This is a genomic window from Pseudomonas sp. NBRC 111139 (assembly GCF_001753955.1).
GTDB lineage: Bacteria > Pseudomonadota > Gammaproteobacteria > Pseudomonadales > Pseudomonadaceae > Aquipseudomonas > Aquipseudomonas alloputida.
The window spans coordinates 41,610-63,910 of the sequence record NZ_BCBP01000031.1 but is presented as its reverse complement, the minus strand read 5'-3'; the positions used below and the strand labels follow the sequence as shown (position 1 = coordinate 63,910).

General features: G+C 62.6%; 24 protein-coding genes. 10 read left to right on the top strand and 14 right to left on the bottom strand.

Features of this window, described 5'->3' with window-relative positions; all coding sequences use genetic code 11:
• Window positions 1-168: 168 nt before the first annotated feature.
• Window positions 169-1,509: an aminodeoxychorismate synthase component I gene (pabB, locus tag BJQ17_RS12225; RefSeq protein WP_070096122.1), complete on the top strand. Its 1,341-nt coding sequence runs from the start codon at window positions 169-171 to the stop codon at window positions 1,507-1,509.
• Between the two features lie 80 nt (window positions 1,510-1,589).
• Window positions 1,590-2,324 (top strand): phosphoadenylyl-sulfate reductase, encoded by a 735-nt coding sequence (locus BJQ17_RS12220; RefSeq protein WP_070096121.1) that lies wholly within the window; start codon window positions 1,590-1,592, stop codon window positions 2,322-2,324.
• A gap of 125 nt (window positions 2,325-2,449) precedes the next feature.
• Here BJQ17_RS12220 and cysB read toward each other — a convergent pair whose 3' ends face one another.
• The 3 genes from cysB to BJQ17_RS12205 form a co-directional block, all read right to left on the bottom strand.
• Entirely contained in the window at window positions 2,450-3,424 is a 975-nt protein-coding gene (cysB, locus tag BJQ17_RS12215; protein ID WP_003250297.1) for an HTH-type transcriptional regulator CysB, read from the bottom strand.
• Between the two features lie 128 nt (window positions 3,425-3,552).
• Window positions 3,553-4,050: a universal stress protein gene (locus tag BJQ17_RS12210; protein WP_003250295.1), complete on the bottom strand. Its 498-nt coding sequence runs from the start codon at window positions 4,048-4,050 to the stop codon at window positions 3,553-3,555.
• Window positions 4,051-4,174: 124 nt separating this feature from the next.
• The gene (locus tag BJQ17_RS12205) at window positions 4,175-5,122 is read right to left on the bottom strand and encodes a putative 2-dehydropantoate 2-reductase (RefSeq protein ID WP_029380677.1); all 948 of its coding nucleotides are present in this window, start codon (window positions 5,120-5,122) and stop codon (window positions 4,175-4,177) included.
• 232 nt (window positions 5,123-5,354) lie between these two features.
• Between BJQ17_RS12205 and BJQ17_RS12200 the strand changes: the two genes are divergently transcribed.
• Window positions 5,355-6,431: a 3-deoxy-7-phosphoheptulonate synthase gene (locus tag BJQ17_RS12200; RefSeq protein ID WP_003250292.1), complete on the top strand. Its 1,077-nt coding sequence runs from the start codon at window positions 5,355-5,357 to the stop codon at window positions 6,429-6,431.
• Window positions 6,432-6,501: 70 nt separating this feature from the next.
• Here the strand turns inward: BJQ17_RS12200 and BJQ17_RS12195 are convergent, their stop codons facing one another.
• Entirely contained in the window at window positions 6,502-6,783 is a 282-nt protein-coding gene (locus BJQ17_RS12195) for a GNAT family N-acetyltransferase (protein ID WP_003250290.1), read from the bottom strand.
• A 507-nt stretch (window positions 6,784-7,290) separates the two neighbouring features.
• On the opposite strand from BJQ17_RS12195, the gene BJQ17_RS12190 reads away from it, so the two are divergent.
• On the top strand, window positions 7,291-7,542 hold the full coding sequence (locus BJQ17_RS12190; RefSeq protein ID WP_003250288.1) for an Lpp/OprI family alanine-zipper lipoprotein: 252 nt from the start codon (window positions 7,291-7,293) through the stop codon (window positions 7,540-7,542).
• 132 nt (window positions 7,543-7,674) lie between these two features.
• Here BJQ17_RS12190 and BJQ17_RS12185 read toward each other — a convergent pair whose 3' ends face one another.
• From BJQ17_RS12185 to BJQ17_RS12175, 3 genes are all read right to left on the bottom strand, one after another.
• Window positions 7,675-8,652: a L,D-transpeptidase family protein gene (locus BJQ17_RS12185; protein WP_070096120.1), complete on the bottom strand. Its 978-nt coding sequence runs from the start codon at window positions 8,650-8,652 to the stop codon at window positions 7,675-7,677.
• Between the two features lie 113 nt (window positions 8,653-8,765).
• Window positions 8,766-9,056, bottom strand: a complete 291-nt coding sequence (locus BJQ17_RS12180; RefSeq protein WP_003250283.1) for a hypothetical protein — start codon at window positions 9,054-9,056, stop codon at window positions 8,766-8,768.
• 58 nt (window positions 9,057-9,114) lie between these two features.
• Window positions 9,115-9,720 (bottom strand): arylesterase, encoded by a 606-nt coding sequence (locus BJQ17_RS12175; protein ID WP_003250280.1) that lies wholly within the window; start codon window positions 9,718-9,720, stop codon window positions 9,115-9,117.
• 10 nt (window positions 9,721-9,730) lie between these two features.
• On the opposite strand from BJQ17_RS12175, the gene BJQ17_RS12170 reads away from it, so the two are divergent.
• Both BJQ17_RS12170 and BJQ17_RS12165 read left to right on the top strand, forming a co-directional pair.
• Complete coding sequence (locus BJQ17_RS12170; protein ID WP_070096119.1) at window positions 9,731-10,417, top strand: ABC transporter ATP-binding protein; 687 nt, start codon at window positions 9,731-9,733, stop codon at window positions 10,415-10,417.
• Window positions 10,414-12,921, top strand: a complete 2,508-nt coding sequence (locus BJQ17_RS12165; protein WP_070096118.1) for an ABC transporter permease — start codon at window positions 10,414-10,416, stop codon at window positions 12,919-12,921. The genes BJQ17_RS12170 and BJQ17_RS12165 overlap by 4 nt, the downstream gene beginning before the upstream one ends.
• Before the next feature lie 97 nt (window positions 12,922-13,018).
• Here the strand turns inward: BJQ17_RS12165 and greB are convergent, their stop codons facing one another.
• The 4 genes from greB to BJQ17_RS12145 form a co-directional block, all read right to left on the bottom strand.
• Complete coding sequence (gene greB / locus BJQ17_RS12160) at window positions 13,019-13,507, bottom strand: transcription elongation factor GreB (protein ID WP_003250274.1); 489 nt, start codon at window positions 13,505-13,507, stop codon at window positions 13,019-13,021.
• Between the two features lie 11 nt (window positions 13,508-13,518).
• Window positions 13,519-13,827, bottom strand: a complete 309-nt coding sequence (locus BJQ17_RS12155) for a hypothetical protein (protein ID WP_070096117.1) — start codon at window positions 13,825-13,827, stop codon at window positions 13,519-13,521.
• Window positions 13,828-14,075: 248 nt separating this feature from the next.
• Window positions 14,076-14,513 carry a DoxX family protein gene (locus BJQ17_RS12150; protein WP_003250269.1) on the bottom strand — a complete coding sequence of 146 codons (438 nt, stop codon included), beginning with the start codon at window positions 14,511-14,513 and terminating at the stop codon, window positions 14,076-14,078.
• Between the two features lie 111 nt (window positions 14,514-14,624).
• Window positions 14,625-16,031 (bottom strand): transglycosylase SLT domain-containing protein, encoded by a 1,407-nt coding sequence (locus BJQ17_RS12145; RefSeq protein WP_070096116.1) that lies wholly within the window; start codon window positions 16,029-16,031, stop codon window positions 14,625-14,627.
• Window positions 16,032-16,188: 157 nt separating this feature from the next.
• Here BJQ17_RS12145 and BJQ17_RS12140 point away from each other — a divergent pair, with 157 nt between their 5' ends.
• From BJQ17_RS12140 to BJQ17_RS12130, 3 genes are all read left to right on the top strand, one after another.
• Complete coding sequence (locus BJQ17_RS12140) at window positions 16,189-16,986, top strand: TatD family hydrolase (RefSeq protein WP_054888656.1); 798 nt, start codon at window positions 16,189-16,191, stop codon at window positions 16,984-16,986.
• A 126-nt stretch (window positions 16,987-17,112) separates the two neighbouring features.
• Window positions 17,113-18,591, top strand: a complete 1,479-nt coding sequence (locus BJQ17_RS12135) for a methyl-accepting chemotaxis protein (RefSeq protein ID WP_003250263.1) — start codon at window positions 17,113-17,115, stop codon at window positions 18,589-18,591.
• A 75-nt stretch (window positions 18,592-18,666) separates the two neighbouring features.
• Window positions 18,667-19,035 (top strand): Mpo1-like protein, encoded by a 369-nt coding sequence (locus tag BJQ17_RS12130; RefSeq protein WP_004576795.1) that lies wholly within the window; start codon window positions 18,667-18,669, stop codon window positions 19,033-19,035.
• 41 nt (window positions 19,036-19,076) lie between these two features.
• Here BJQ17_RS12130 and BJQ17_RS12125 read toward each other — a convergent pair whose 3' ends face one another.
• The 3 genes from BJQ17_RS12125 to BJQ17_RS12115 form a co-directional block, all read right to left on the bottom strand.
• Window positions 19,077-19,874, bottom strand: a complete 798-nt coding sequence (locus tag BJQ17_RS12125; RefSeq protein WP_070096115.1) for an acyl-CoA thioesterase II — start codon at window positions 19,872-19,874, stop codon at window positions 19,077-19,079.
• Between the two features lie 77 nt (window positions 19,875-19,951).
• Window positions 19,952-20,731, bottom strand: coding sequence for a CHAD domain-containing protein (locus BJQ17_RS12120; protein WP_070096114.1), 780 nt, complete (start codon window positions 20,729-20,731; stop codon window positions 19,952-19,954).
• A 14-nt stretch (window positions 20,732-20,745) separates the two neighbouring features.
• Entirely contained in the window at window positions 20,746-21,024 is a 279-nt protein-coding gene (locus BJQ17_RS12115) for a lipoprotein (protein WP_003250254.1), read from the bottom strand.
• Between the two features lie 177 nt (window positions 21,025-21,201).
• Between BJQ17_RS12115 and BJQ17_RS12110 the strand changes: the two genes are divergently transcribed.
• On the top strand, window positions 21,202-22,242 hold the full coding sequence (locus BJQ17_RS12110; RefSeq protein WP_070096133.1) for a patatin-like phospholipase family protein: 1,041 nt from the start codon (window positions 21,202-21,204) through the stop codon (window positions 22,240-22,242).
• The last annotated feature ends 59 nt before the right edge of the window (window positions 22,243-22,301 follow it).

Genomic DNA, 22,301 nt, shown 5'->3' with positions numbered 1-22,301 from the left:
TGCTCTTGCAAGCACTGCAGTTGAATCATGCGCTTCGCTCAACCTGCAGGAACTGCCTTGTGCTGCGTATGGGCCAAACACAATGTTGAATGTCGTACCCAGCGCTAGGCGCTTTTCCTGCACAGGTCTACAATCGCCCTCCTCGCTTTTACATCGCCGTCCATACTGATGCCGACCTGCACGCTACACCCCCTGCCCTACCAACCCGACCCTGCCGCCTATTTCGCCCACCTGCGCCAGGCCCCCGGTGCGATCCTGCTCGACAGCGCCCGCCCCGGCGCCGAACGCGGGCGTTTCGACCTGCTCAGCGCCTGGCCGCTGCAACAACTGCAGGCGCAGCCCGATGAAGATGGCCGCGTCTTCCTCCAGCGCCTGCGCGCTGGCCTGGCACAACTGGGCCACGCCGACTTGCCCAACGGTGTAGAACTGCCCTTTGCCGGGGGCCTGATCGGCTACCTGAGCTACGACTTCGGCCGCCGCCTGGAACACCTGCCAAGCCTGGCCGTGGACGACCTCGGCCTGCCAGACGCACAACTGGGCCTGTATGCCTGGGCACTGGTCAGCGATCATCTGCTCGGCACCAGCCAGCTGGTGTTCCACCCGAGCCTGGCAGACGACGAACGCCAACGCCTGATCAGGCTGTTCCAGGACACCACCACCACCACCGGCGACTTCCGGCTGCTCGCACCGATGGTCGGTGACCTGGAGCCCGAGCAGTACAAAACAGCGTTCGACCAGGTACAACGCTACATCCAGGCCGGTGACTGCTACCAGATCAACCTCACCCAACGCTTTCGCGCGCCCTGCCAAGGCGATCCATGGCGAGCCTACCAGGCCCTGCGCCAGGCCTGCCCGACACCCTTCTCCGGCTACCAGCAACTGGCCGACGGCAGTACCCTGCTGAGCTTTTCGCCCGAGCGCTTCATCCGCGTCAGCCAGGGCCAGGTGGAAACCCGGCCGATCAAGGGCACCCGCCCACGCGCCAGCGACCCGGCTGAAGACCAGCGTAATGCCCAAGAGCTGCTGCACAGCCCGAAGGACCGCTCGGAAAACCTGATGATCGTCGACCTGCTGCGCAACGACCTGGGGCGCACGTGTGAGATCGGCTCAGTGAAGGTACCGGAACTGTTCAGCTTGGAGAGTTACCCCAATGTGCACCATCTGGTCAGCAGCATCACCGGCCAGCTGGCCAGCGACAAAGATGCGCTGGACCTGATCGGCGACAGCTTCCCTGGCGGCTCGATTACCGGCGCCCCGAAAATCCGTGCCATGCAGATCATCGACGAACTGGAACCCGCGCGCCGCGCGCTGTACTGCGGCTCGCTGCTGTATGTGGATGTGCGCGGCGAAATGGACAGTTCGATCGCCATTCGCAGCTTGCTGATCAAAGATGGACAGGTCAGTTGCTGGGGCGGCGGCGCGGTGGTAGCCGACTCGCAGTGGCAGGCCGAGTATGAAGAGTCGATCGCCAAAGTGCGGGTGCTGATGCAGACCCTGCAGGGCTTGTGAGCCCATCTAGACCACGTTTTTTTTGTTACCATCCCCCTACTACGAGCGCACAGCGCCACAGCCAAGATGGAAACCGCCTGATGAGCCACCCCTTCGACGTCGCCGCCCTGGCCGCGACCTATGCCAACAAGTCCCCGCAGGACATCCTCAAGCTTGCCTTCGAGCACTTCGGTGATGACCTGTGGATCTCCTTCAGCGGCGCCGAGGATGTGGTGCTGGTCGACATGGCCTGGAAGCTGAACAAGCAGGTAAAGGTATTCAGCCTCGACACTGGGCGCCTGCACCCGGAGACCTACCGGTTCATCGACCAGGTACGCGAACAGTACAACCTGCCGATCGAAATCCTCAGCCCGGACCGCGCCAAGCTCGACCCGTTCGTCAAGGAAAAGGGCCTGTTCAGCTTCTACAAGGACGGCCATGGCGAGTGCTGCGGCATTCGCAAGATCGAGCCGCTGCGACGCAAGCTGGCCACCGTCAGCGCCTGGGCCACCGGCCAGCGCCGCGACCAAAGCCCGGGCACCCGCAGCCAGGTGGCAGCACTGGAAATCGACAGCGCCTTTTCCACGCCTGAGCGCACGCTGTACAAGTTCAACCCGCTGGCGCAGATGAGCAGTGAAGAAGTATGGGGTTATATCCGCATGCTCGAGCTGCCGTACAACAGCCTGCACGAGCGTGGCTTCATCAGCATTGGCTGCGAGCCATGCACCCGCCCGGTGCTGCCAAACCAGCATGAGCGTGAAGGGCGCTGGTGGTGGGAAGAGTCGACGCAGAAGGAATGCGGGTTGCATGCGGGCAACCTGATCAGCAAGGCTTGAGATAGCCCGGGCGGTCTGTAGGAGCGGGTTTACCCGCGAAGCAGGCGACGCGGTGCATGGCACCGCCTTTGCCGGTGATCGCGACCAAAGCCGCCCGCTCCCACAGCGGCCCCATCACTCCCGAATCAGTGAACCGGCAGCTCGACACCTTCGAACAACGCTTCCAGCTCTTGCTTGTTATGGCACTGAATGGCCTTGGCCATCACTTCACGGGTCAGGTGCGGGGCAAACTTCTCAATGAAGTCGCACATGAAGCCGCGCAGGAAGGTACCCCGACGGAAGCCGATCTTGGTGATGCTGGCTTCGAACAGCTCACTGGCATCCAGCGCCACCAAGTCACTGTCGAGCTTGGCGTCCACAGCCATGCCGGCAACGATACCCACGCCCAGCCCCAGGCGCACATACGTCTTGATCACGTCGGCGTCAGCCGCGGTGAAGACCACCTTTGGCGTGAGGCCACGGTGATTGAAAGCCTCATCCAGCTTTGAGCGCCCGGTGAAACCGAACACGTAGGTGACGATCGGGTACTCGGCGACGGCTTCCAGGGTCAGTTTCGGCAGCTTGGCCAGCGGGTGCCCCTGCGGCACCACAACGCAACGGTTCCACTTGTAGCACGGCATCATGATCAGATCGCCGAACAGCTCCAGCGCCTCGGTGGCGATGGCGAAATCGACCGTACCGTCCGCAGCCATCTCGGCAATCTGCATGGGCGAACCCTGATGCATGTGCAGGGACACCTCCGGATACTGCTTGATAAAGCTGCTGATAACCGGCGGCAACGCGTAGCGCGCCTGGGTGTGGGTGGTGGCGATGGACAGCGTGCCCTTCTTCTCGTTGGAGAACTCTTGGGCAATCTGCTTGATGCTCTCGACCTTGCGCAGGATTTCGCCTGCGGTATTGATGATGCGCTCACCGGCCGGGGTCACGCGGGTCAGATGCTTGCCGCTGCGGGCAAAGACTTCAACACCCAATTCGTCTTCGAGCAGGCGGATCTGCTTGCTGATACCTGGCTGGGAGGTATACAGGCTCTGCGCCGTCGCGGAGACGTTGAGGTCATGGTGCGCCACTTCCCAGATGTAGCGCAGTTGTTGAAGCTTCATAGGTTTCCCTCGGTTCAGCGATGAGTCCGCGGCAGCAGGCAGCGACGATATATAACTATATTAGTGGTTCTGGAAATAAATCTAGAACTATTTTGTTACATGCCCACGGAAATGGACTGCACCTATCTTCACGTTTTCCTACGCCCCAGATGCTGCGCCAAGGGCACCATGTACACCGGCACCGGCGACAGCTGCAGCAGCCGCACCGCCGTGCGCCCAAGCGGTACATCCACCCCGGCACCGGCACTGTGGCTACCGAATATCAACAGGTCGACGCTTAGCCGCTGGGCCTGGTCGAGAATCACCTGCGCCGGGTCGCCCTGACGCACACGCACGGCCTTGATCACTGCCAGGTCAGCCTCTTCGCCCAACTCGTCGCGAAAGTTTTCCAGCACACGCTGCTCTATGTTCGCCATCACTGTGTTCACCCCCTGGCTGTGCAATTGATCGAGCGTCTGCTCATCGAGGTAGCTTTGCAGGAGGGATTCGGCGAACTGGCCCATCGGCTCGACCGCGTGGATCACATACAACTCGGCACCGAACGTGCGCGCCAGGGCCAGCGCGTGTTGCATCACGAAAGGGGCGTAGACACCGAGGTCGGTGGCGTACAGCATGGAGCGGATCATTCGACCTCCTCGACTGCCGCAGCGGCAGAGCAAGCTTCAGCTTAGCAGCGCGCCGGACGCTCGCTTTGCCGTCCGGCGCGCTGCCGCCGTGGGCTGGAGGGCCCCGCCGAAGCCTCGGCCACCCTCAGGCCGGCCGGTCGCTGTTGTCGATGAAACTCAGCGCTTGGTACAGCATTTCAATGCGCGGCATGCTGCAGCCTGCCGCCCGTGCGCGTGCCAGCGGCTCGGCGTAAATGGCCCCCAGCTCCAACGGGCGTTTGTGGACATGATCGTGATACATGCTCGGCCAGTAGTCGGGCATGCGCTCGGTCACCTGGAACAAGTGCTCGGCATAGCCCTCGGGCAGTACATGGCCACAGGCTGCCGCCCCCTGCACCACCTCGGCCATCAAGGCCTGTATCAGCTCGCGGCTATTGCTGTCGGCCATCAGTGGCGCAGTGCTGGCCCCCAGCAGCACCGACAGCCCGTTGTAAGGCACGTTCCACACCAGCTTCTGCCAACGCGCCAAGGCCAGGTTCGGCATGGCCTGCGAGTCGATCCCCGCCGCCTGGAACAACCCGGCGCCTTCATTCACCAGCGCGACACCGCAATCGGTGGCCGGCCCGCTGTGATACCCCAGGTTGACCGCCCCCAGCGCCTGGTGGCGGATTACACCTGGCGCCTGGCGGTTGACGCAGATGAAGCACAGGCCGCCGAGCAGGTGCATGTCGCTGCGCAAGGCCGGACGCAACTGCTCCTCGACACCCAGGCCGTTCTGCAACAGCACCACCTTGGCGCCGGGCGCAGCAGCCTGGACGATCAACGGTGCCAACTGCTCGTTGCTGGTGGCCTTGGCCCCGATCAGAAGCCAGTCACAGGGCGGCATGTCGGCGGCACTGACGTAAGCCTGCACCCGCATGTGCAGTGCGCCATGCACGGCACTGTCCAGGCTCAGCCCGCGTTCACAAACGGCCTGGTACTCGCTGCGCAACAGAAAATGCACATCGAAACCGGCCCGGGCCAGCATCAACCCATAAAAGCCGCCGATGGCGCCACTGCCGATGATGCCGATGCGAGGGGGGTGCGAATGCATGCCAATCTCCAGGTAAAGGGTCAGCACTCTTTTTACACAGGTTACGTTGCGCTGGGCAGTCCATTCGCGCGCAACCCCCTCGCTCAGGTAAAAACCCCACAATGACTGGGTTCAGCCCATTGTCGTGCCATCTGTAACGCGCTAAGGTTCGGCTCCCCGCTGCGATTATTCTTGCTGCTGGGCCGCACGGGGATAGTTGGCGGCCGGCACCCGTGACCTGACGAGTAACACGATGGCTGATTTACCGATCGATGACTTGAACGTTGCCTCCAACGAGACCCTGATCACCCCTGATCAGCTCAAGAAGGAAATCCCCCTCAGCGCCAAGGCCCTGCAGACCGTGACTGCCGGCCGTGAAGTGGTGCGCAATATTCTCGACGGCAAGGACCATCGCCTGTTCGTCGTGGTCGGCCCTTGCTCCATCCACGACATCAAGGCAGCCCACGAATACGCCGAGCGCCTGAAAGTACTGGCCGAAGAAGTGTCCGATACGCTGTACCTGGTCATGCGCGTGTACTTCGAAAAGCCGCGCACCACCGTCGGCTGGAAAGGCCTGATCAACGATCCGTACCTGGATGACTCGTTCAAGATCCAGGACGGCCTGCACATCGGCCGCAAGCTGCTGCTGGACCTGGCCGAAATGGGCTTGCCGACTGCCACCGAAGCGCTCGACCCGATTTCCCCGCAGTACCTGCAAGACCTGATCAGCTGGTCGGCCATCGGTGCCCGCACCACCGAATCGCAAACACACCGCGAGATGGCCTCGGGCCTGTCCTCGGCGGTGGGTTTCAAGAACGGCACCGACGGCGGCCTGACCGTTGCCATCAATGCCCTGCAGTCGGTGTCCAAGCCGCACCGCTTCCTGGGCATCAACCAGGAAGGCGGCGTGTCGATCGTCACCACCAAGGGCAACCCATACGGCCACGTGGTACTGCGCGGCGGCAATGGCAAGCCGAACTACGACTCGGTCAGCGTCGCCCTGTGCGAACAGGACCTGGCCAAGGCCAAGATCAAGGCCAACATCATGGTCGACTGCAGCCATGCCAACTCCAACAAGGACCCGGCCCTGCAACCGCTGGTGATGGAGAACGTCGCCAACCAGATTCTCGAAGGCAACCAGTCGATCATCGGCCTGATGGTCGAAAGCCACCTGAACTGGGGCTGTCAGTCCATTCCGAAAAACCTGGACGAGTTGCAGTATGGCGTGTCGATCACGGACGCCTGTATCGACTGGTCGGCGACCGAGAAAACCCTGCGCAGCATGCATGCCAAGCTCAAGGATGTGCTGCCGCAGCGTAAGCGCGGCTGAACATTGCGGGAATAAAAAACGCCGGGCACTGCCCGGCGTTTTTTTGTTGTGTCGGGTGCCTATGGTCAGCTCAGGCCTTGCTCGAATGCCGCTGCTGGCGCTCCATGTAACGCTCCACATACGAGCAAGACGGGATCACCGTGTAGCCCATCTGCTCGGCGTACTCCAGCGCCCGCTCGGTCAGGGCGGCAGCGATCCCACGGCCGCGCAGGGCGTTGGGCACGAAGGTGCGATAGATGTCCAGCGTCTGCTTGCCCAGATCCATGTACGTCAGGTAGGCACGATGACCGTCCACGTTGGTCTCGAACTGATGACCGGCCTGGTCATGGTGGATGGTCAGCGCTTCGCTCATCACTACTCCTCGCAGGTCTTCTCGGCAGACCCTTACCTTAACCGATGGTGGTTTATCCGGCACAGAATCCTCTACGCCACCTGTTGCCGCTTCGACCATTGGACGATTGTAATCGTTCGGATCGTCTGGCACTCACAAGATAGTAGGCACCGCGAGCGGGATTGCTCAAGGTGGTGGCGCTTAAAAAAGGTCAAAACGCCGCCCGGGTGACTTTCCCAAGCCCGCGCAACAGCCACCGGATGTTCTAGGGCTTAAGACGCTGATCGACAGTTAAAGTCACCCTTAGTTCAACAAAAAAGTTCCTGTACCACAACCGCTTGCGAACCCTGCACATTTTTTTCACAGACACGTCGCAAATCTTGTCGGCGCGGAGTCAAGCAACATTTTTTTTGCAGTTCTTGCGCTCTGTCAGTTTACTTACTACAAGTAATGGGTACTATGTACGCCGGCCAGTTTCTCTTTCCTGAGAGATGGCTATTTAATAGAAAGTCCTTGAAGGGGAACACGATGAACAACGTTCTGAAATTCTCTGCTCTGGCTCTGGCCGCAGTTCTGGCTACCGGTTGCAGCAGCGTATCCAAAGAAACCGAAGCTCGTCTGACTGCGACTGAAGACGCAGCAGCTCGCGCTCAAGCTCGTGCTGACGAAGCCTACCGTAAGGCTGACGACGCAATGGCAGCCGCTCAGAAGGCTCAGCAGACCGCTGACGAAGCCAACGAGCGCGCTCTGCGTATGCTGGACAAAGCCAGCCGCAAGTAATAATCCTCACGGATTGTTAAGAAGCCGACCCACTTGTGGGTCGGCTTTTTTATTGCCTTTGAATCCGACAAACGCGGCCAGCAGGTACAAAAAGGCCTGCACTAAGGCAGGCCTGGGTGTGTCGAAATCACCTTACTGCAGTTCGGGCGGAATGCTCGACACCATCGGTGCGGCCCCTTGGTTTTCCACCGGCACGGCAATTTCTACCGGCATGCCATCTTCTGCAGCCACCACGTCACGTACCATGTCCCAGTTCATGCGTAGGTTATTGGCCAGGTCTTCACGCTTGAGCAAGGCATTGATAACTGCGGTGTGTTTGTCGACCACTGACGGGTTACCCTGGTCATCCAGCGGCGTGTGTGCCTCAAGATAGACCTTGCCGGCGCTGATACCGAACTTGTAAGGCTCGTTGATGATGCGCACTGGCGTCCCCACCGGCACCATCTTCGACAGTTCAAGCACGTTGTTGTTAAGCATGCGGAAGCAACCGTGACTGGTGCGCATGCCAATGCCGAACTTCTTGTTCGAACCATGGATCAGATAGCCCGGTACGCCCAAGGTGAACTTGAACGGCCCCAGCGGGTTGTCCGGGCCAGCCGGCACCACCGTCGGCAGGATGTCACCGTCCTCAGCGTGCTCTTTGCGAATCGAAGCGGGCGGCGTCCAGGTCGGGTTGGGCGTCTTGGCGGTGATCTTGGTGTTGGCGATCGGCGATCCCCACCCCTCGCGACCAATGCCCAGCGGGAAGGTGTACACCACGCTCTCCCCCTTGGGGAAGTAGTACATGCGGTACTCGGCCAGGTTGATGACGATGCCTTCGCGCGGCCCCGGCGGCAGAACGAAACGGGTCGGCAGGATGATCTCGGTGCCGGCGCCCGGCAGCCAAGGGTCCACGCCGGGGTTGGCGGCAATCATTTCCAGGTAGCCGAGGTCGTTTGCGGTGCCGATATCGGCGAACGTGTCCTCGTACTTTGCCTTGATCACATGCACCTGGCCGACGATGTCTTCACCGGGCGGTGGCAGTGACAGCTCCAGCGCAGCAGCGGGGCCCGCTACCAACAGGGCGGCCAGGGACAGGCTACGGGTGACGGCAGGAAAGCGCGGCAACATCCGGTAAATCCTTCGAAAGATGGGTCAAGAGAATCGATTGTACACCCGCGCCGATGCAAGCGGGAGGCATTGGCACGCTGCAAGCGTTTCAGATGATGAAAGGCGCTTGTCGTTCAGCTGCCATGCAGCTCAGGCCACACCGGGCGCATGCCGCGTCGCTGGGCATCGAGGATGGCACGGCACAGCTCACACAGGCGGCCATCGCGGTAAATCGATCGCGGCACCCCCGACCAACGCGGCTGGGCTGGCAGCAGGCCGCCACACAAGGTACGGTCGACCGGCACGCCCAGCTCAAGCTGGCGGGCCACGAGGTGGACGCGGATTTCCTGGCAGGCGAACAGGTCGAGCTGCTCGTCGGGCTCGATCAGTTGATAGGCATACAGGGACCAGGCAGGGCGCGGCATTTGGAGCACTCGAAACGGGGGGCGCAACATTAGCCGAAAGGCGCCCCCGTTTAAAGCTTCACAGCAAGGGTTTTATCGCTGGCCAGGCATTTTCCAGCAGGCGCTGCTGAGCCCCCTGGGCCGGATGGATGCCATCAGCCTGCATCAGTTCAGGTACGCCCCCTACCCCTTCGAGGAAAAACGGCACCAAAGGAACCTGTTTGTCCGCTGCCAGCTGTTCATACACCTTGGCAAAGGCGGTGGTGTAACGCACACCATAATTGGGCGGCAGGCGCATGCCCAATAGCAGCACCTTGGCCCCTGCCTGACGCGAACGCTCGATCATCGAGGCAAGATTTTGTTGCAATTGTGCAGGCGGCTGCCCGCGCAGGCCATCGTTGCCGCCCAGCTCCAGCACCACCAGGCTTGGTTTATGTGCTGCAAGCAGCGCCGGGAGCCGCGCCTGGCCACCTGCGCTGGTATCGCCACTGATCGAAGCATTGACCACTTTGTCGTCAAAACCTTCGTCCCTGAGACGGGCCTGCAAGAGAGACACCCAGCCCTGACGGCTATCCAGGCCAAAACCGGCGCTGATACTATCGCCAACAACCAGCAGTGTTCCTGCCGCTGCGCTCTGGGCCAGGCAATACAGGGCCAGACCGGCACTCAACCACCACACTCGCATCGGATTCTCCATGAGCCCCAGCATTCTCGTTGCGCAGAACCTTAGCAAAGTGGTCCCCAGCGCGGAAGGTGACCTTACCATCCTCCACGCACTGTCTCTCGACCTGGCCCAAGGCGATAGCCTGGCCATCGTCGGCGCCTCGGGCTCTGGCAAGTCGACCCTGCTCGGCTTGCTCGCCGGCCTCGACCGCCCCAGCGCTGGCAATGTCGTGCTCGCCGGCCACGACCTGGGGCCACTGGATGAAGACCAACGCGCCCGTGTGCGCGCCGAACATGTGGGTTTCGTGTTCCAGTCGTTCCAGCTGCTCGACAGCCTCAATGCACTGGAAAACGTCATGCTGCCACTGGAGCTGGACGGCCGCCGCGATGCCCGCGAACAGGCTCGCACTTTGCTGGAGCGGGTCGGTCTGGGCAAACGCCTGAGCCACACACCTCGGCAGCTGTCGGGCGGCGAGCAGCAGCGCGTGGCAATCGCCCGCGCCTTCGCCGCGCAGCCTGCGGTGCTGTTCGCCGATGAGCCCACCGGCAACCTCGACAGCCACACCGGCGAACGCATCAGCGACTTGTTGTTCGAGCTGAACAAGGAGCGCGGCACTACCTTGGTGCTGGTCACCCATGACGAACGCCTGGCCCGCCGCTGCCGGCGCCAGATCCGCCTGGACGCGGGCAGCCTTGTGGCGCCGATGGAGGCCCGGTGAGCCGTATGCCGCTGTCCCGCCTGTGTGGCCTGGCACTGCGCCAGTTGCTGCGCGATGTTCGCGCCAGTGAAGTGCGCGTGCTGTTCTTTGCCCTGTTGGTGGCGGTAGCTGCCAGCACCGCCATCGGCTATTTCGGCGCCCGCCTCAACGGCGCCATGCAGCTGCGCGCCAGCGAGTTTCTGGGCGCCGATCTGGTACTGCAGGGCAGCGCACCGGCCCGCGAGCAACAGTTCGATGCCGGCAAGGCACTGGGCTTGCGCCATGCACGCGTGGTCGAGTTCACCAGCGTGGTCGGCGGCGACAATGGCATCCAGCTGTCCAGCGTAAAGGCCGCCGACGGCGCCTACCCATTGCGCGGGCAAGTACGCAGCGCTCCGGCACCTTATGCCGAAGAAACACCCGGCGGCGGCCCTGCCCCTGGCGAAGTGTGGGTGGAACCGCGCCTGTTGGCAGCACTGGGGCTGGAAATCGGCGACAGCATCGACGTGGGCATGAAAACCCTGCGCATGAGCCGGGTGCTTACCTACGAACCGGACCGCGCCAACAACTTCTACAGCCTTACCCCACGCGTGATGATGAACCTGGCCGACCTGGAAGCCACCGGCGTGATCCAGCCGGGCAGCCGGGTCACCTACCGTGACCTGTGGCGCGGCGATGCCGAGGCGCTGGCGCAGTACCGTCAGGCCGTGGAAAAAGACCTGGCCGCCAACCAGCGCCTGCGTGACACCCGCGATGGCAACCAACAGATCGGCGGCGCGCTGGGCAAAGCCGAACGCTACCTGAACATGGCCAGCCTGGTGGCTGTGCTGCTGGCAGGCGTGGCCGTGGCACTGTCGGCCAGTCGCTATGCTGCACGCCGACTGGACGCCAGCGCCCTGCTGCGCTGCCTGGGCCTGTCGCGCCACCAGGCATTGGGCTTGTATTGCTTGCAACTGGCCATGCTCGGCCTGGTCGCTGCCCTGGCCGGCGCCTTGCTTGGCTGGCTGGCTCAGCTGGGCCTGTTCCGCCTGCTGCACGGCTTGCTGCCGAGCGTAGTGCCCGCTGGCGGCATCGTTCCAGCGCTGGCAGGTATCGGTACCGGGCTGGTGGCACTGGCTGGCTTTGCCCTGCCGCCGATTGCGGCGCTGGGCCAGGTGCCGCCACTGCGCGTGCTGCGCCGTGACCTGTTGCCGATACCTGCGAGCAGTTGGCTGGTGTACGGCGCCGCCCTGCTCGCCCTGGGCCTGATCATGTGGCGCCTGAGCCTCGACCTGCTGCTCACCTTCGCCCTGCTCGGTGGCGGCCTGGTCGCCGCGCTTCTGCTCGGCGGCCTGCTGTTGCTCGGTTTACGCAGCCTGCGCCAGCTGCTGGCCGGTGCGCCACTCACCTGGCGTCTGGGGCTGGGCCAGCTATTGCGCCACCCCATGGCGGCAGCAGGCCAAGCCCTGGCATTCGGCCTGATACTGCTGGCCATGGCCTTGGTCGCCCTGCTGCGCGCAGAGCTGCTCGATACCTGGCAAGCACAGCTACCCAAGGATGCGCCTAACCACTTCGCCCTGAACATCCTGCCAGATGACCGTGAGCCGTTCATTCAACACCTGCACCAGGTCAATGCCGCTTCAGCGCCGCTGTACCCGGTAACGCCCGGGCGCCTGGTGCAAATCAATGAAAAACCGGTACAGCAGGTGGTCAGCAAGGACTCGGCAGGCGAGCGCGCCGTGCAGCGCGACCTCAGCCTGACCTGGGCCGCCGCGTTGCCCGAAGGCAACGTGCTGACCGCAGGCAGCTGGTGGCAAGCCTTGCCAGCCGACAACGATATCCCCGGGGTTTCGGTGGAGGCGGAACTGGCCAGCAGCCTGAAACTGCAGATGGGCGACCTGCTGACGTTCGATATTGGCGGTCAGCAGCGCCAGGCCCGCGTGAGCAGCCTGCGCAACGTGCATTGGGACAGCTTCCAGCCGAACTTCTACATGATCTTCCAGCCTGGCACGCTGCAGGGGCTGCCGACCACTTACCTGACCAGCTTCTACGTGGCACCGGGGCATGACCTGGATGTCGTCGCGCTGTCACGGGCGTTTCCGGCGGTGACCATCCTGCAGGTGGATGCCTTGCTCGACCAGCTGCGCAGCATTCTCGCCCAGGTAACCCTGGCGGTGGAGTATGTGCTGCTGTTCGTGCTGGCCGCGGGGCTGGCAGTGTTGTTCGCTGGCTTGCAGGCCACGCTGGACGAGCGCATTCGCCAAGGGGCACTGTTGCGCGCACTGGGCGCGGCGCGGCCCTTGCTGGTCAAGGCCCGGCGTATCGAGTTCGGCCTGCTGGGCGCGACCAGCGGGCTATTGGCGGCCGTGGGCTGCGAACTGATTACCTGGGTGCTGTACCGCTATGCGTTCGACTTGCAGTGGAGCCCGCACCCGTGGCTGCTGGTGTTGCCGCTGACAGGGGCACTGCTGGTGGGCGGTGCTGGGGTGCTGGGAACGCGGCGGGCGTTGAGTGCCAGCCCGCTGGCGGTGTTGCGCGAGGCTTGAGGCCTGGCTGGCAGCGTTTCTGCAGGCGCAACCCTGAGGGCTGAGCGATCGCCTGCCGGGACAGCACATGCCTCATGCTGGCGCAAGACGGGCCCGGTCAGTCCGTCGAGACGCCCTGGCCGTAACGGATGCTGCTCACATACCAGGTCGCTTCACCGGTAGGTGTATGCACCACCACCTCATCACCCTCCTCCTTCTTCAGCAAGGCGCGCGCCATGGGGGCATCGATCGAGATGTAATCATTGCGCCCGTAGATCTCGTCGTAGCCGACAATGCGAAACTTCATGGTCTCGCCCTCGTCGTTCTCGATCTCAACCCAGGCACCGAAAAACACTTTGCCTTCCTGCTCGGGCGAGTACGCCACCACTTTCACATCTTCAAGCCGCTTGCGCAGGTATCGCACCCTGCGGTCGATTTCGCGCAGCAGCTTCTTGTTGTACTGGTAGTCCGCGTTCTCGCTGCGGTCACCCAACGAAGCGGCCCAGGCAACCTTTTGGGTAATTTCCGGACGATACACCCGCCACAGGTGGTCCAGCTCTTTCTTCAGCGCCTCATGGCCTTCTGTGGTGATGATATTGGTGCTCAATAGCGCATTCCTCAGCGGCGGGTAATCAGGCCTTGACGCGCGATGCGGGTAAGATGGCCTATGACTTCGGCGGCCTCGTCCGATGCCGGCGCCTGGATCACAGCCAGGTCGAAACGGTCATTGCCATACTGCGCGAGGTGGCAGCCACTGTCGGCGAACTGGATCAGAAAGGCACGCGCCTGCCCCTTGCGCCGTGACAGGCCTTCAAGATGACGCAAAAGGGTGGGTTGATGCCGGCCGCCGAGCAGAATGCGCGGTGTGCGGGACGCCTGGCTGGCAGGCAAAGGGCTTAAACAGACACTGGTACGTGGGCAACTCATGGAGCTTCTCTCCGCCTCGCGAATCCCGCTGGGCAGCGGTGGGAGGCGTCACCGAACCAGCGCTTTAGCGGTATTTCGGACGGCCCGGAGGTGGGGCTTTCCTGCGCCCCGCAAGTAGCTGTTTAAATCGGCGCAGGCGGTATGCTAGAGCGATGAGCCCCAAGTTGCAAGCGACAAGCCGCAAGCAAGAACACGCCGAGTATTGGCCCGCGCTTGCCTGCGGCTCGTAGCTCACAGCTTGCAGCTGATTACCGGGCGATCAGGCGGTCGAGCGAGAAGCGGCCAGCGCCTTCGATCATGACTGCAACAGTGCCGGCCAACAGCGCCAGGGCGAACTCATAGCCGTTGTTGGACATGAACAGGCCGTTGCCGATGTGCACCGAAACGATCGCCACTACCAAGGTCACCGTCAGCGCCAGGGCCGCCGGGCGAGCCAGCAGGCCGACCACCAAGGCCAGGCCGCCGAAGAATTCGGCACTGCCGGACAGCAGGGCCATCAGATAACCCGGCGCCAGGCCGATGCTTTCCATCCATTGGCCGGTGCCTTCCAGGCCGTAGCCACCGAACAGGCCGAAGAGTTTTTGCGCACCATGAGCCATGAAGATGATGCCGACCAGGATGCGGATAACGCTCAAGCCAGCGCCAGCACGTGTAGAGAACAGCGCGTTGAGGGTAGTGTTTTTCATGTCGAAGCGTCCTTGAAGTGAAGCAGTTGTGTGGGTATGGGCGCCATCATAATCAATTCCACTGATATGAAAATCGCAAAAAAACCAACATAACAATCGATAAAATCGATTTTAACGCTTCGCCACGCGCTCCAGTGCCGCGCGTTCGCGGTTGAAGGCCAAATAGTACTTGTTGATGCTATTGACGAAATTGACCGGCCCCATCCCCACTTGCTCCATGGCGATGCGTTCGGTCTGGAAGAACCACTGGTTACCGTTTAGACCTCGCCGTCGAGCCTCTGCACGCATGGCCTGAACCCGCTCGGGGCCGAGGTTGTAGGCTGCCAGCACAAAGGCCATGCGCTCACGCTCGTTGATCTTGGCACTGGCAAAAAACTTGCGCCGGATAAGCGCCAGGTAACGGGCACTGGCCAGGACATTGCCATCTACCGTTGCAGTGTTGCTCACCCCCACCCGCTGGGCTGCCGAAGGGGTAATCTGCATCAGGCCATGGGCACCGCCAGTACCGCGTGCAGCCGGGTTGAGCGTCGACTCCTTGAAGGCCAATGCAGCCAGGTTGAGCCAGTCGATCTGTTGCGCCTGGCCATGCTTCTGCAACACCGCCCGCACCGATGCCAGACGCTGGCGGTCCTTGCTGGCCAACGGGTTGTGTACCCGGTACTGCCGGCGGTAGATGCGCTCGAACGCCGCATCCTGGTTATCTGGCGCGCGGTAACCTTGCAGAAAGTGATCGACTGCGGCCAACAATTGCGGCGCATCACGCCCTACATACCAGCGCATGGCTTGCGGCGCACCCAGGCGCACCCGGCTGTCCAGGCGCAGGCGCGGCATAACCCGGGCCCAACGCCGGGCAATGGGCTGCTCGACCATGGTCAGGTGGTAGATGCCTGCCTGTACCATCTCCAGCACATCCTCCACCGCCAGCGTCGAATCGACCCACTCCACTTTGATCGGCGGCCGCTTGCGCAGTGCCAGTTGCTGGTTGACCTGCTGGATCAGCGGTCCGGCAGCACTGGCGCTGGTCAACGCCACGGTACGCCCTGACAGCTGTTCGACCTTGCTGAAACTTCGCTCGCCTTTGCGCCCGACCAGCATCAGCGGCACTTGGTCGAGTATCGGCGCACTGCTGCGGACACCGCTCACCGTAGTGGGGTCAAGCAGCTCGCCTGGCGCGGCCAGGTCACCCTCGCCGCGGGCCAGGGCGCCCAGCAACTGTTCCTTGGCCCGCGGGATGAGCTTTAGCTGGATCTGCTGGTCGTCGGCAGTACGAGCATTGAGGAAATGCTCCAGGGCACGCAGCCGATAATACTCGATGCCGACTGGCTCGCCCTTGACCTCACCGGAACTGTTGCGGCTCTGGTTGACCAGCACTCGCAGTACTTTGCTGGTGCGAATCTGCGGCAGGTCACGCACCTTGGCAGGCGGTATGTGCTGCTGTGGGCCCGGCGAGCGCGCCTGGACGGGGCCGGTCAAGATCAACCCCAGCGTCAGCAGAAAAATGAGCCAGCATCGCTGCATGCGAAAACGTGTCCGTGGTCGGTGAGCGGCATCCATGGGTTGCACCGCCAAGTGATAAACGACGGTAAATGACCACGGCAACAGCATGAAGTTCTTGGTTTTTTCAGAAAAACGCGCTTTTTGCTATGCTGGCCGCCCCGCGGCACGAGATAGCACCATGCAACTGATCGATATCGGCGTCAACCTGACCAACAGCAGTTTCCACGACCAACAGGCCGCAATCGTCGAGCGCGCGCTGGAGGCCGGCGTTACGCAAATGCTGCTGACAGGCACCAGCCTGGCGGTCAGCGAACAAGCCCTGGAACTGTGCCATCAACTGGATGCAAGCGGCGCCCACCTGTTCGCCACGGCCGGCGTGCACCCTCACGATGCCAAGGCCTGGGATGCCGACAGCGAGCGCCAGCTGCGACGGTTGCTGAGTGAACCGCGCGTACGCGCGGTGGGCGAATGCGGCCTGGATTTCAACCGCGACTTTTCCCCTCGCCCGCTGCAGGAAAAAGCCTTGGAAGCCCAGCTGAGACTGGCTGCGGAGCTGCGTCTGCCGGTGTTCCTGCACGAGCGCGATGCCAGCGAGCGCTTGCTGGCGATTCTCAAGGACTACCGCGACCACCTGACCGGCGCAGTGGTGCACTGCTTCACCGGTGAGCGTGAGGCGCTGTTCGCCTACCTGGACCTGGACCTGCACATCGGCATTACCGGCTGGATCTGCGACGAACGCCGCGGCACTCACCTGCACCCGCTGGTGGGCAACATTCCTCAAGGCCGGCTGATGCTGGAAAGCGACGCGCCCTACCTGCTGCCGCGCAGCTTGCGGCCCAAGCCCAAGAGCGGGCGCAACGAGCCGGCGTTCTTGCCGGAGGTACTGCGCGAGGTGGCCTCGCATCGCGGTGAATCAGCCGAGCACACGGCGGCGCATACCACGGCAACGGCGCGGGCTTTCTTCCAGCTCCCCTGAGTCTCGCGTGTTTCTGCGGGGCGGGTGAACACAGTTGATATGCATCAACACATGTCTAGGAGGATGAGGGCACAATGATGGCACCTTGCCAATATTGTTTCCGCTCAACTCAGAGAAGACCTGCCCATGGGTGCCTGGCTTAGCAATGTTTCCCTGAAGTACAAGTTCTGGGCCGTCAACGCAGTGGCCTTTGTCACCACCTTGCTGCTGGTGCTGTACGCCGTGCACCTGGAGCAACGCGCACGTGCCGAGGCGGCTCAGAGCCAGGCGGTCGCACAAGCCCAGTTGCTGGCCGCCTGGCCAGCCGGGCAAGCACTGCCACGCCCGGCCAACGTTATCAGTTGGTCAACCGGGCAAACGCCAACCTACGCCGGGGAGGCGCTCGATGCCCTGCGCAACGCCCAAGGCTGGGTCGCATTGCCGAGCGCCTGGGTCCTCGGCGAAAACCCACTGCGTGGCGCACAGGTGCTGCGCAGTGGCGACCAGCAGTTAGCTGTGCTGGCCCAGTCACCCAGTTTGCGCCAGGTCTTCTTCGATCGTTTCAGCAATTACGCGGTGTGTGTGCTGATCCTGATGCTGGCCATGCTCGGCGCCTCCCAACTGCTGATCCGCTTCCTGCTCAGCCAACTCAACACCCTCAAGGACGTGATGCTGCACGTGGAAAAAACCGGCGACCTGTCGGCCCGCGTACCGCTAGCCAGTGGCGACGAGGTCGGCCAGATGGCTGGGGCCTTCAACGCCATGCAGTCCACCTATCACCGCGTGGTCAGCACCGTCGCCCACAGCGCAGCACAGTTGGACTCGGGCGCTGCACGCCTGGCCGCCAGCATGAGCGACGTACGCCATGGCATGCTCGGCCAGCAGAGTGAAACCGACCAGGCCGCCACTGCCATCAACGAAATGTCGGCGACCGTGCACCACATTGCCCAGCACGCCGGTGCCACCCGCGATTTGTCACAAACCGCCGACACCTTGGCCGGCAGCGGTCAAGCGGTGGTCAGCCGAGTGCAGGATTCGATTTCCGGGCTTTCCAGCGGCGTGCAACAAACTGCCGAGATGATTCGACAGCTAGCCGAGGACAGCCAGAAGATCAACGGTGTAGTCAGTGTGATCCACAGTATTGCCGAACAGACCAACTTGCTGGCGCTTAACGCTGCCATCGAAGCCGCGCGCGCCGGTGACCTGGGCCGTGGCTTTGCCGTGGTGGCCGATGAAGTGCGCAACCTGGCCAAACGCGTACAAACCTCCACGGATGAGATCACCACCATGGTTTCGGCCCTGCAGTCGGGCACCCGCGATGCGGTGGAGTTCATGCAGGAGAGTTCGTACAAGGCCGACGACTGTGTGCGTCAGGCACAGGAAGCCGGTGAGGCGCTGGCTGAAATCACCGGTGCCGTGGCGCAGATGCGCGAAAGCAATACCCAGATCGCTGTAGCGGCCGAGCAGCAAAGCCAGGTAGCCGAGGAAATGAACCGCGCGGTGGTCAGCATCCGCGATGTCACCGAGCGGACCGTGCAGCAGACGGTCGGTTCAGCGACCACCAGCAGCGAACTGGCGACCCTGGCCGGCGAACTGAACAAGGCCATTGGCCAGCTCAAGCTATAGTCACCATAGCCAGCTTCGATTGGCCCCCGCGTGGGGGCCGCACTAAGCTTTGGGCATGACCGAGAGGAAATCCCCATGAGCAAACGCCTGCCCAATCTTCCCGCCTGGCAATGGCGCGGCTATCACCATAATCACCGCCACCCGGCCAACCTGGTGCTGCATCTGATTGCTGTGCCGTTGTTCATTCTAGGGACACTACTGGTGCTGTCCGGCCTGTTCGGTTTCGACCTCGGCCAGATCGCGGTGGGTGTGATTGCCCTGGTCGCCGCGCTGGGCCTGCAGCGCCAAGGCCACCGCCTTGAAGCCCAGCAGCCCGAGCCGTTCGCCAACCGCCAGGATGCCGTGCAGCGCTTACTGACCGAGCAGTTCATCACCTTTCCGCGCTTTGTGGTGAGCGGGGCCTGGTGGAGGGCCTGGCGGGAGCGGCACAAGCACCGGCACTGAGCCAGCTGCCGGAGCGCTACTTGTGAGCAGCCTGGTAAGGATCAGGCGAAAACGGTGACGGTCTGCCGGCTCAACGCCAACAACTCGCCCTGCGCCGTCCACAATGCCGCAGCAGCATGCCCATAGCCATCCCGCGCATGCTCGGTCTCCACACAGTACCGGCACCAATCCAGGGTCGACAGCTTCGCCGTTGGCTGGATGAACTCGATGGTCCAGGTCAACGTACTGCCCGCAGCGGGCTGCTTGAGAAACGGCATGAGGCTGGGCGGCCAGGCATCGACCAACGCCAACAGGTGCGCCTCGTTCACCTGTTCTTCCACCACATCCCGCAAGCGCACCCAGCCGCCCATCTTGCGCGACTGATTGCCACTGAACGGCAGCCCCCCTACTGCCCAGCGCAGGGCCACATGCCGCATGAACTCAGGGGTAACGCCTTTGATATAGGGCAACTCCGGGGCCGCCTCATCGAGCGCAGGCATTTCGATGGCCGGTAACGCCGGCACTTCGACCACCGAAGGGCGGCCCGCACCGAAATTGCCCTGCACCAAAGTCACCACCTGGCCATCCTGAACCGCGCGGCCCAACAGCGTGCTAACCGCCTTGCCTTCGCGCAAAACCTCCACCTCGAAGCGGATGGGCACATCCGCAGCCGCCGGCGCCACGAAGCTGATGGCCAATGAGCGTACCGGGCGGCTGTCGCAGAGCCTAAGGCGCATGGTTTCATACACCATGGCCGCCATCAGGCCACCAAAGGCAGCGCGCCCCTGGGCCCAGCTGGGCGGAATGCTGACGGAATCCGGGTTGGCCCGTACGGCGTCGAGGAGTTGGTTGAAATTCATTGGCCGGCTCCTGCCTGCAAAGAAAAAGGTCCGCTAATCCTAGCCAGCAAACGCCGGGCAATCAGCCCGCATATCGGTCATTTTCCGTGATAACGCCGCGCCAGCGCCTCTTGCAGGGCATCCAGCGTCACATCTGACTGGCGCTCCGCCTCATGCAACTCCTGCTCCCAACCAGCCTTGCAGGGGAGCAGGTCGGCATGATCGCGGGCTTGCAGCAGCCATTGCAGGCGGTCGTGCCAATCCCCCAGGTTGCCCTGTGCCTTTTTCAACAGACGTTGCAGTTTCTTCCCTGCGTGATCGAGTTGTGGGTAGGCCTCATCGCCATAGCGCGCACGCTTGATCAGCAAACGCAGGCGGTGGCGATCGTGAGCCGGGTCCTGCAACGCTTTGTGCAACTTGCGCCACTGCTTGACCAGGCGCTTGTCGATGCGTTTGCACAGCGACTTGACCAGCCCCTCCCGATCCGCCGCCCGCAGGAACAATGGAAAGGCGTCGAGAATCGCCAATACCCTGGCCAGCTGTGGGCTGGCAGCGACACTGGCGAAGGTCCTGTCACGCCCCTCCAGACGCCGCTGCCCGGCTGCCGCATGACCGCGCCCGATCAGCTCAGCCGCCAGCACCTCGCGATCACGCAGCGGCGTGGTAAGGGTACCCAGCGAACGTGCAGCATCCTCCAGTTGCTCCACACCCGGCAGCCCGCGCAGCGGCCTCAGCAGACTGCGCAGGCGCCGCAAGGTGATACGCAAGTCGTGCAAGGCCTCGCTGTCGGTATTGGCAGCCAGGCGTTCACGACAGGCCAGCAAGCGCACCTGCAAGGTCAGTATCTGGGCAACGACATGGTCGAGCATGGCAGACATACGATGCTCCCTGTTCAGCGCCCGGCGCGAGATTCACGAATGTAGAACCGCGCCTTTTCGGCTTTGCGGGTACAGCTTTCGTAGCCTTCGAACTGCTGCTGGGTCTTGGCCCCGGTCAGCAGTGACAAGGCCTTGGAATAACTTACAGCACCGGCAAAGCCTTCGGCCTTGGCCAGGTCCAGCTCCTTCCAGGCGGCATCCAGCTGGGTCGCGCAGCTGTCACGGTAGGCCGTCTTGCCCGCGCAGCCAGCTAGGGCCAAGGCAATCAGTGGAAGGCAGATCCAGGCTTTCATCAGTAATACCTCTATGGAAAAACGGTGGCTGTTCGACGCTCCGACAGCTGGAAAGTGCCATGCCCAGCCGGCTTTGCCTGGCCAGTTTTATTACAGTAGCTCAGCACGATCTACATTGAAGCACAGGCAGCGATGGGTGCATTGTAGGACCATGATGGCACTGGCCGGGGAATGTTCATGAGTAAACGTGTGGCACTGGTACTGGGATCGGGCGGCGCCCGAGGGTATGCACACATCGGCGTGATCGAAGAAATCGAGCGCCGCGGCTACGACATAGCCTGCGTCGCAGGGTGTTCCATGGGCGCGGTGATTGGCGGTATCTATGCCGCCGGCAAGCTGGACGAGTATCGCAACTGGATCGAAAGCCTCGACTACCTGGATGTGCTGCGCCTGGTCGACGTCAGCTTTCGCCTCGGTGCGATTCGCGGCGACAAGGTGTTCGGGCAGATCCGCAAGATCGTCGGTGAGATAAACATCGAGCAACTGCGCATACCCTACACCGCAGTGGCCGCCGACCTTACCAACCAGCAGGAAATCTGGTTCCAGGAGGGTTGCCTGCATCAGGCCATGCGCGCCTCAGCGGCCATTCCCAGCCTGTTCACGCCAGTGATGCAAGGCAACCGCATGCTTGTCGACGGTGGCATCCTCAACCCGCTGCCAATCGTGCCGGTGGTGTCCAGCCATTGCGACCTGATCATCGCGGTCAACCTCAACGCCACCAACCAGAAGCAGTACCAGTTGCCGGTGATCGAGCGCCCGGCGGCATTCAAGATGCGCTTTGACGCCTTGTTGAGCTCGCTGAGTTCACGCTTGCCATTCCGGCGCAAACCGGCGGAAGAGCTGATCCGCATCGAAAAGGAAATCGTCGCCGAGGGGTTGGCACCGCCAAGCCCGTGGCTTGCCGACAGCGCCGACCCGGAAAACCAGCAACCGGCAGCGGCCCCGGAGCGCGAGGGCGCACCGAAGTCGGCCACCGGCTCTTTCATCATCGACAACGTGGGGCCAGCCTCGCTGCTGGACTTGATCAACCAGAGCTTCGAGGTCATGCAGACTTCGTTGGCACAGTACAAGATTGCCGGCTATCCACCGGATGTGCTGATCAACGTGCCCAAGCGGGTGTGCCGGTTTTTCGAGTTCTACAAAGCGCCGGAGCTCATCGCCCTGGGGCGAGAGATTGCACGCGATACGCTGGACAGTTATGAAGGGGTGAAGCGGTAGCACCTGGTTGGCGCCGCACCTGAAGGCGGTGTGGTGCTCGACAATGACCGTGCTCGCGG

Coding starts and splice junctions, on each gene's coding strand:
- pabB (WP_070096122.1), top strand. CDS start 169: ATGCCGACCTGCACGCTACACCCCCTGCCCTACCAACCCGACCCTGCC.
- BJQ17_RS12220 (WP_070096121.1), top strand. CDS start 1,590: ATGAGCCACCCCTTCGACGTCGCCGCCCTGGCCGCGACCTATGCCAAC.
- cysB (WP_003250297.1), bottom strand. CDS start 3,424: ATGAAGCTTCAACAACTGCGCTACATCTGGGAAGTGGCGCACCATGAC.
- BJQ17_RS12210 (WP_003250295.1), bottom strand. CDS start 4,050: ATGATCCGCTCCATGCTGTACGCCACCGACCTCGGTGTCTACGCCCCT.
- BJQ17_RS12205 (WP_029380677.1), bottom strand. CDS start 5,122: ATGCATTCGCACCCCCCTCGCATCGGCATCATCGGCAGTGGCGCCATC.
- BJQ17_RS12200 (WP_003250292.1), top strand. CDS start 5,355: ATGGCTGATTTACCGATCGATGACTTGAACGTTGCCTCCAACGAGACC.
- BJQ17_RS12195 (WP_003250290.1), bottom strand. CDS start 6,783: ATGAGCGAAGCGCTGACCATCCACCATGACCAGGCCGGTCATCAGTTC.
- BJQ17_RS12190 (WP_003250288.1), top strand. CDS start 7,291: ATGAACAACGTTCTGAAATTCTCTGCTCTGGCTCTGGCCGCAGTTCTG.
- BJQ17_RS12185 (WP_070096120.1), bottom strand. CDS start 8,652: ATGTTGCCGCGCTTTCCTGCCGTCACCCGTAGCCTGTCCCTGGCCGCC.
- BJQ17_RS12180 (WP_003250283.1), bottom strand. CDS start 9,056: ATGCCGCGCCCTGCCTGGTCCCTGTATGCCTATCAACTGATCGAGCCC.
- BJQ17_RS12175 (WP_003250280.1), bottom strand. CDS start 9,720: ATGCGAGTGTGGTGGTTGAGTGCCGGTCTGGCCCTGTATTGCCTGGCC.
- BJQ17_RS12170 (WP_070096119.1), top strand. CDS start 9,731: ATGAGCCCCAGCATTCTCGTTGCGCAGAACCTTAGCAAAGTGGTCCCC.
- BJQ17_RS12155 (WP_070096117.1), bottom strand. CDS start 13,827: ATGAGTTGCCCACGTACCAGTGTCTGTTTAAGCCCTTTGCCTGCCAGC.
- BJQ17_RS12150 (WP_003250269.1), bottom strand. CDS start 14,513: ATGAAAAACACTACCCTCAACGCGCTGTTCTCTACACGTGCTGGCGCT.
- BJQ17_RS12145 (WP_070096116.1), bottom strand. CDS start 16,031: ATGCAGCGATGCTGGCTCATTTTTCTGCTGACGCTGGGGTTGATCTTG.
- BJQ17_RS12140 (WP_054888656.1), top strand. CDS start 16,189: ATGCAACTGATCGATATCGGCGTCAACCTGACCAACAGCAGTTTCCAC.
- BJQ17_RS12135 (WP_003250263.1), top strand. CDS start 17,113: ATGGGTGCCTGGCTTAGCAATGTTTCCCTGAAGTACAAGTTCTGGGCC.
- BJQ17_RS12130 (WP_004576795.1), top strand. CDS start 18,667: ATGAGCAAACGCCTGCCCAATCTTCCCGCCTGGCAATGGCGCGGCTAT.
- BJQ17_RS12125 (WP_070096115.1), bottom strand. CDS start 19,874: ATGAATTTCAACCAACTCCTCGACGCCGTACGGGCCAACCCGGATTCC.
- BJQ17_RS12120 (WP_070096114.1), bottom strand. CDS start 20,731: ATGTCTGCCATGCTCGACCATGTCGTTGCCCAGATACTGACCTTGCAG.
- BJQ17_RS12115 (WP_003250254.1), bottom strand. CDS start 21,024: ATGAAAGCCTGGATCTGCCTTCCACTGATTGCCTTGGCCCTAGCTGGC.
- BJQ17_RS12110 (WP_070096133.1), top strand. CDS start 21,202: ATGAGTAAACGTGTGGCACTGGTACTGGGATCGGGCGGCGCCCGAGGG.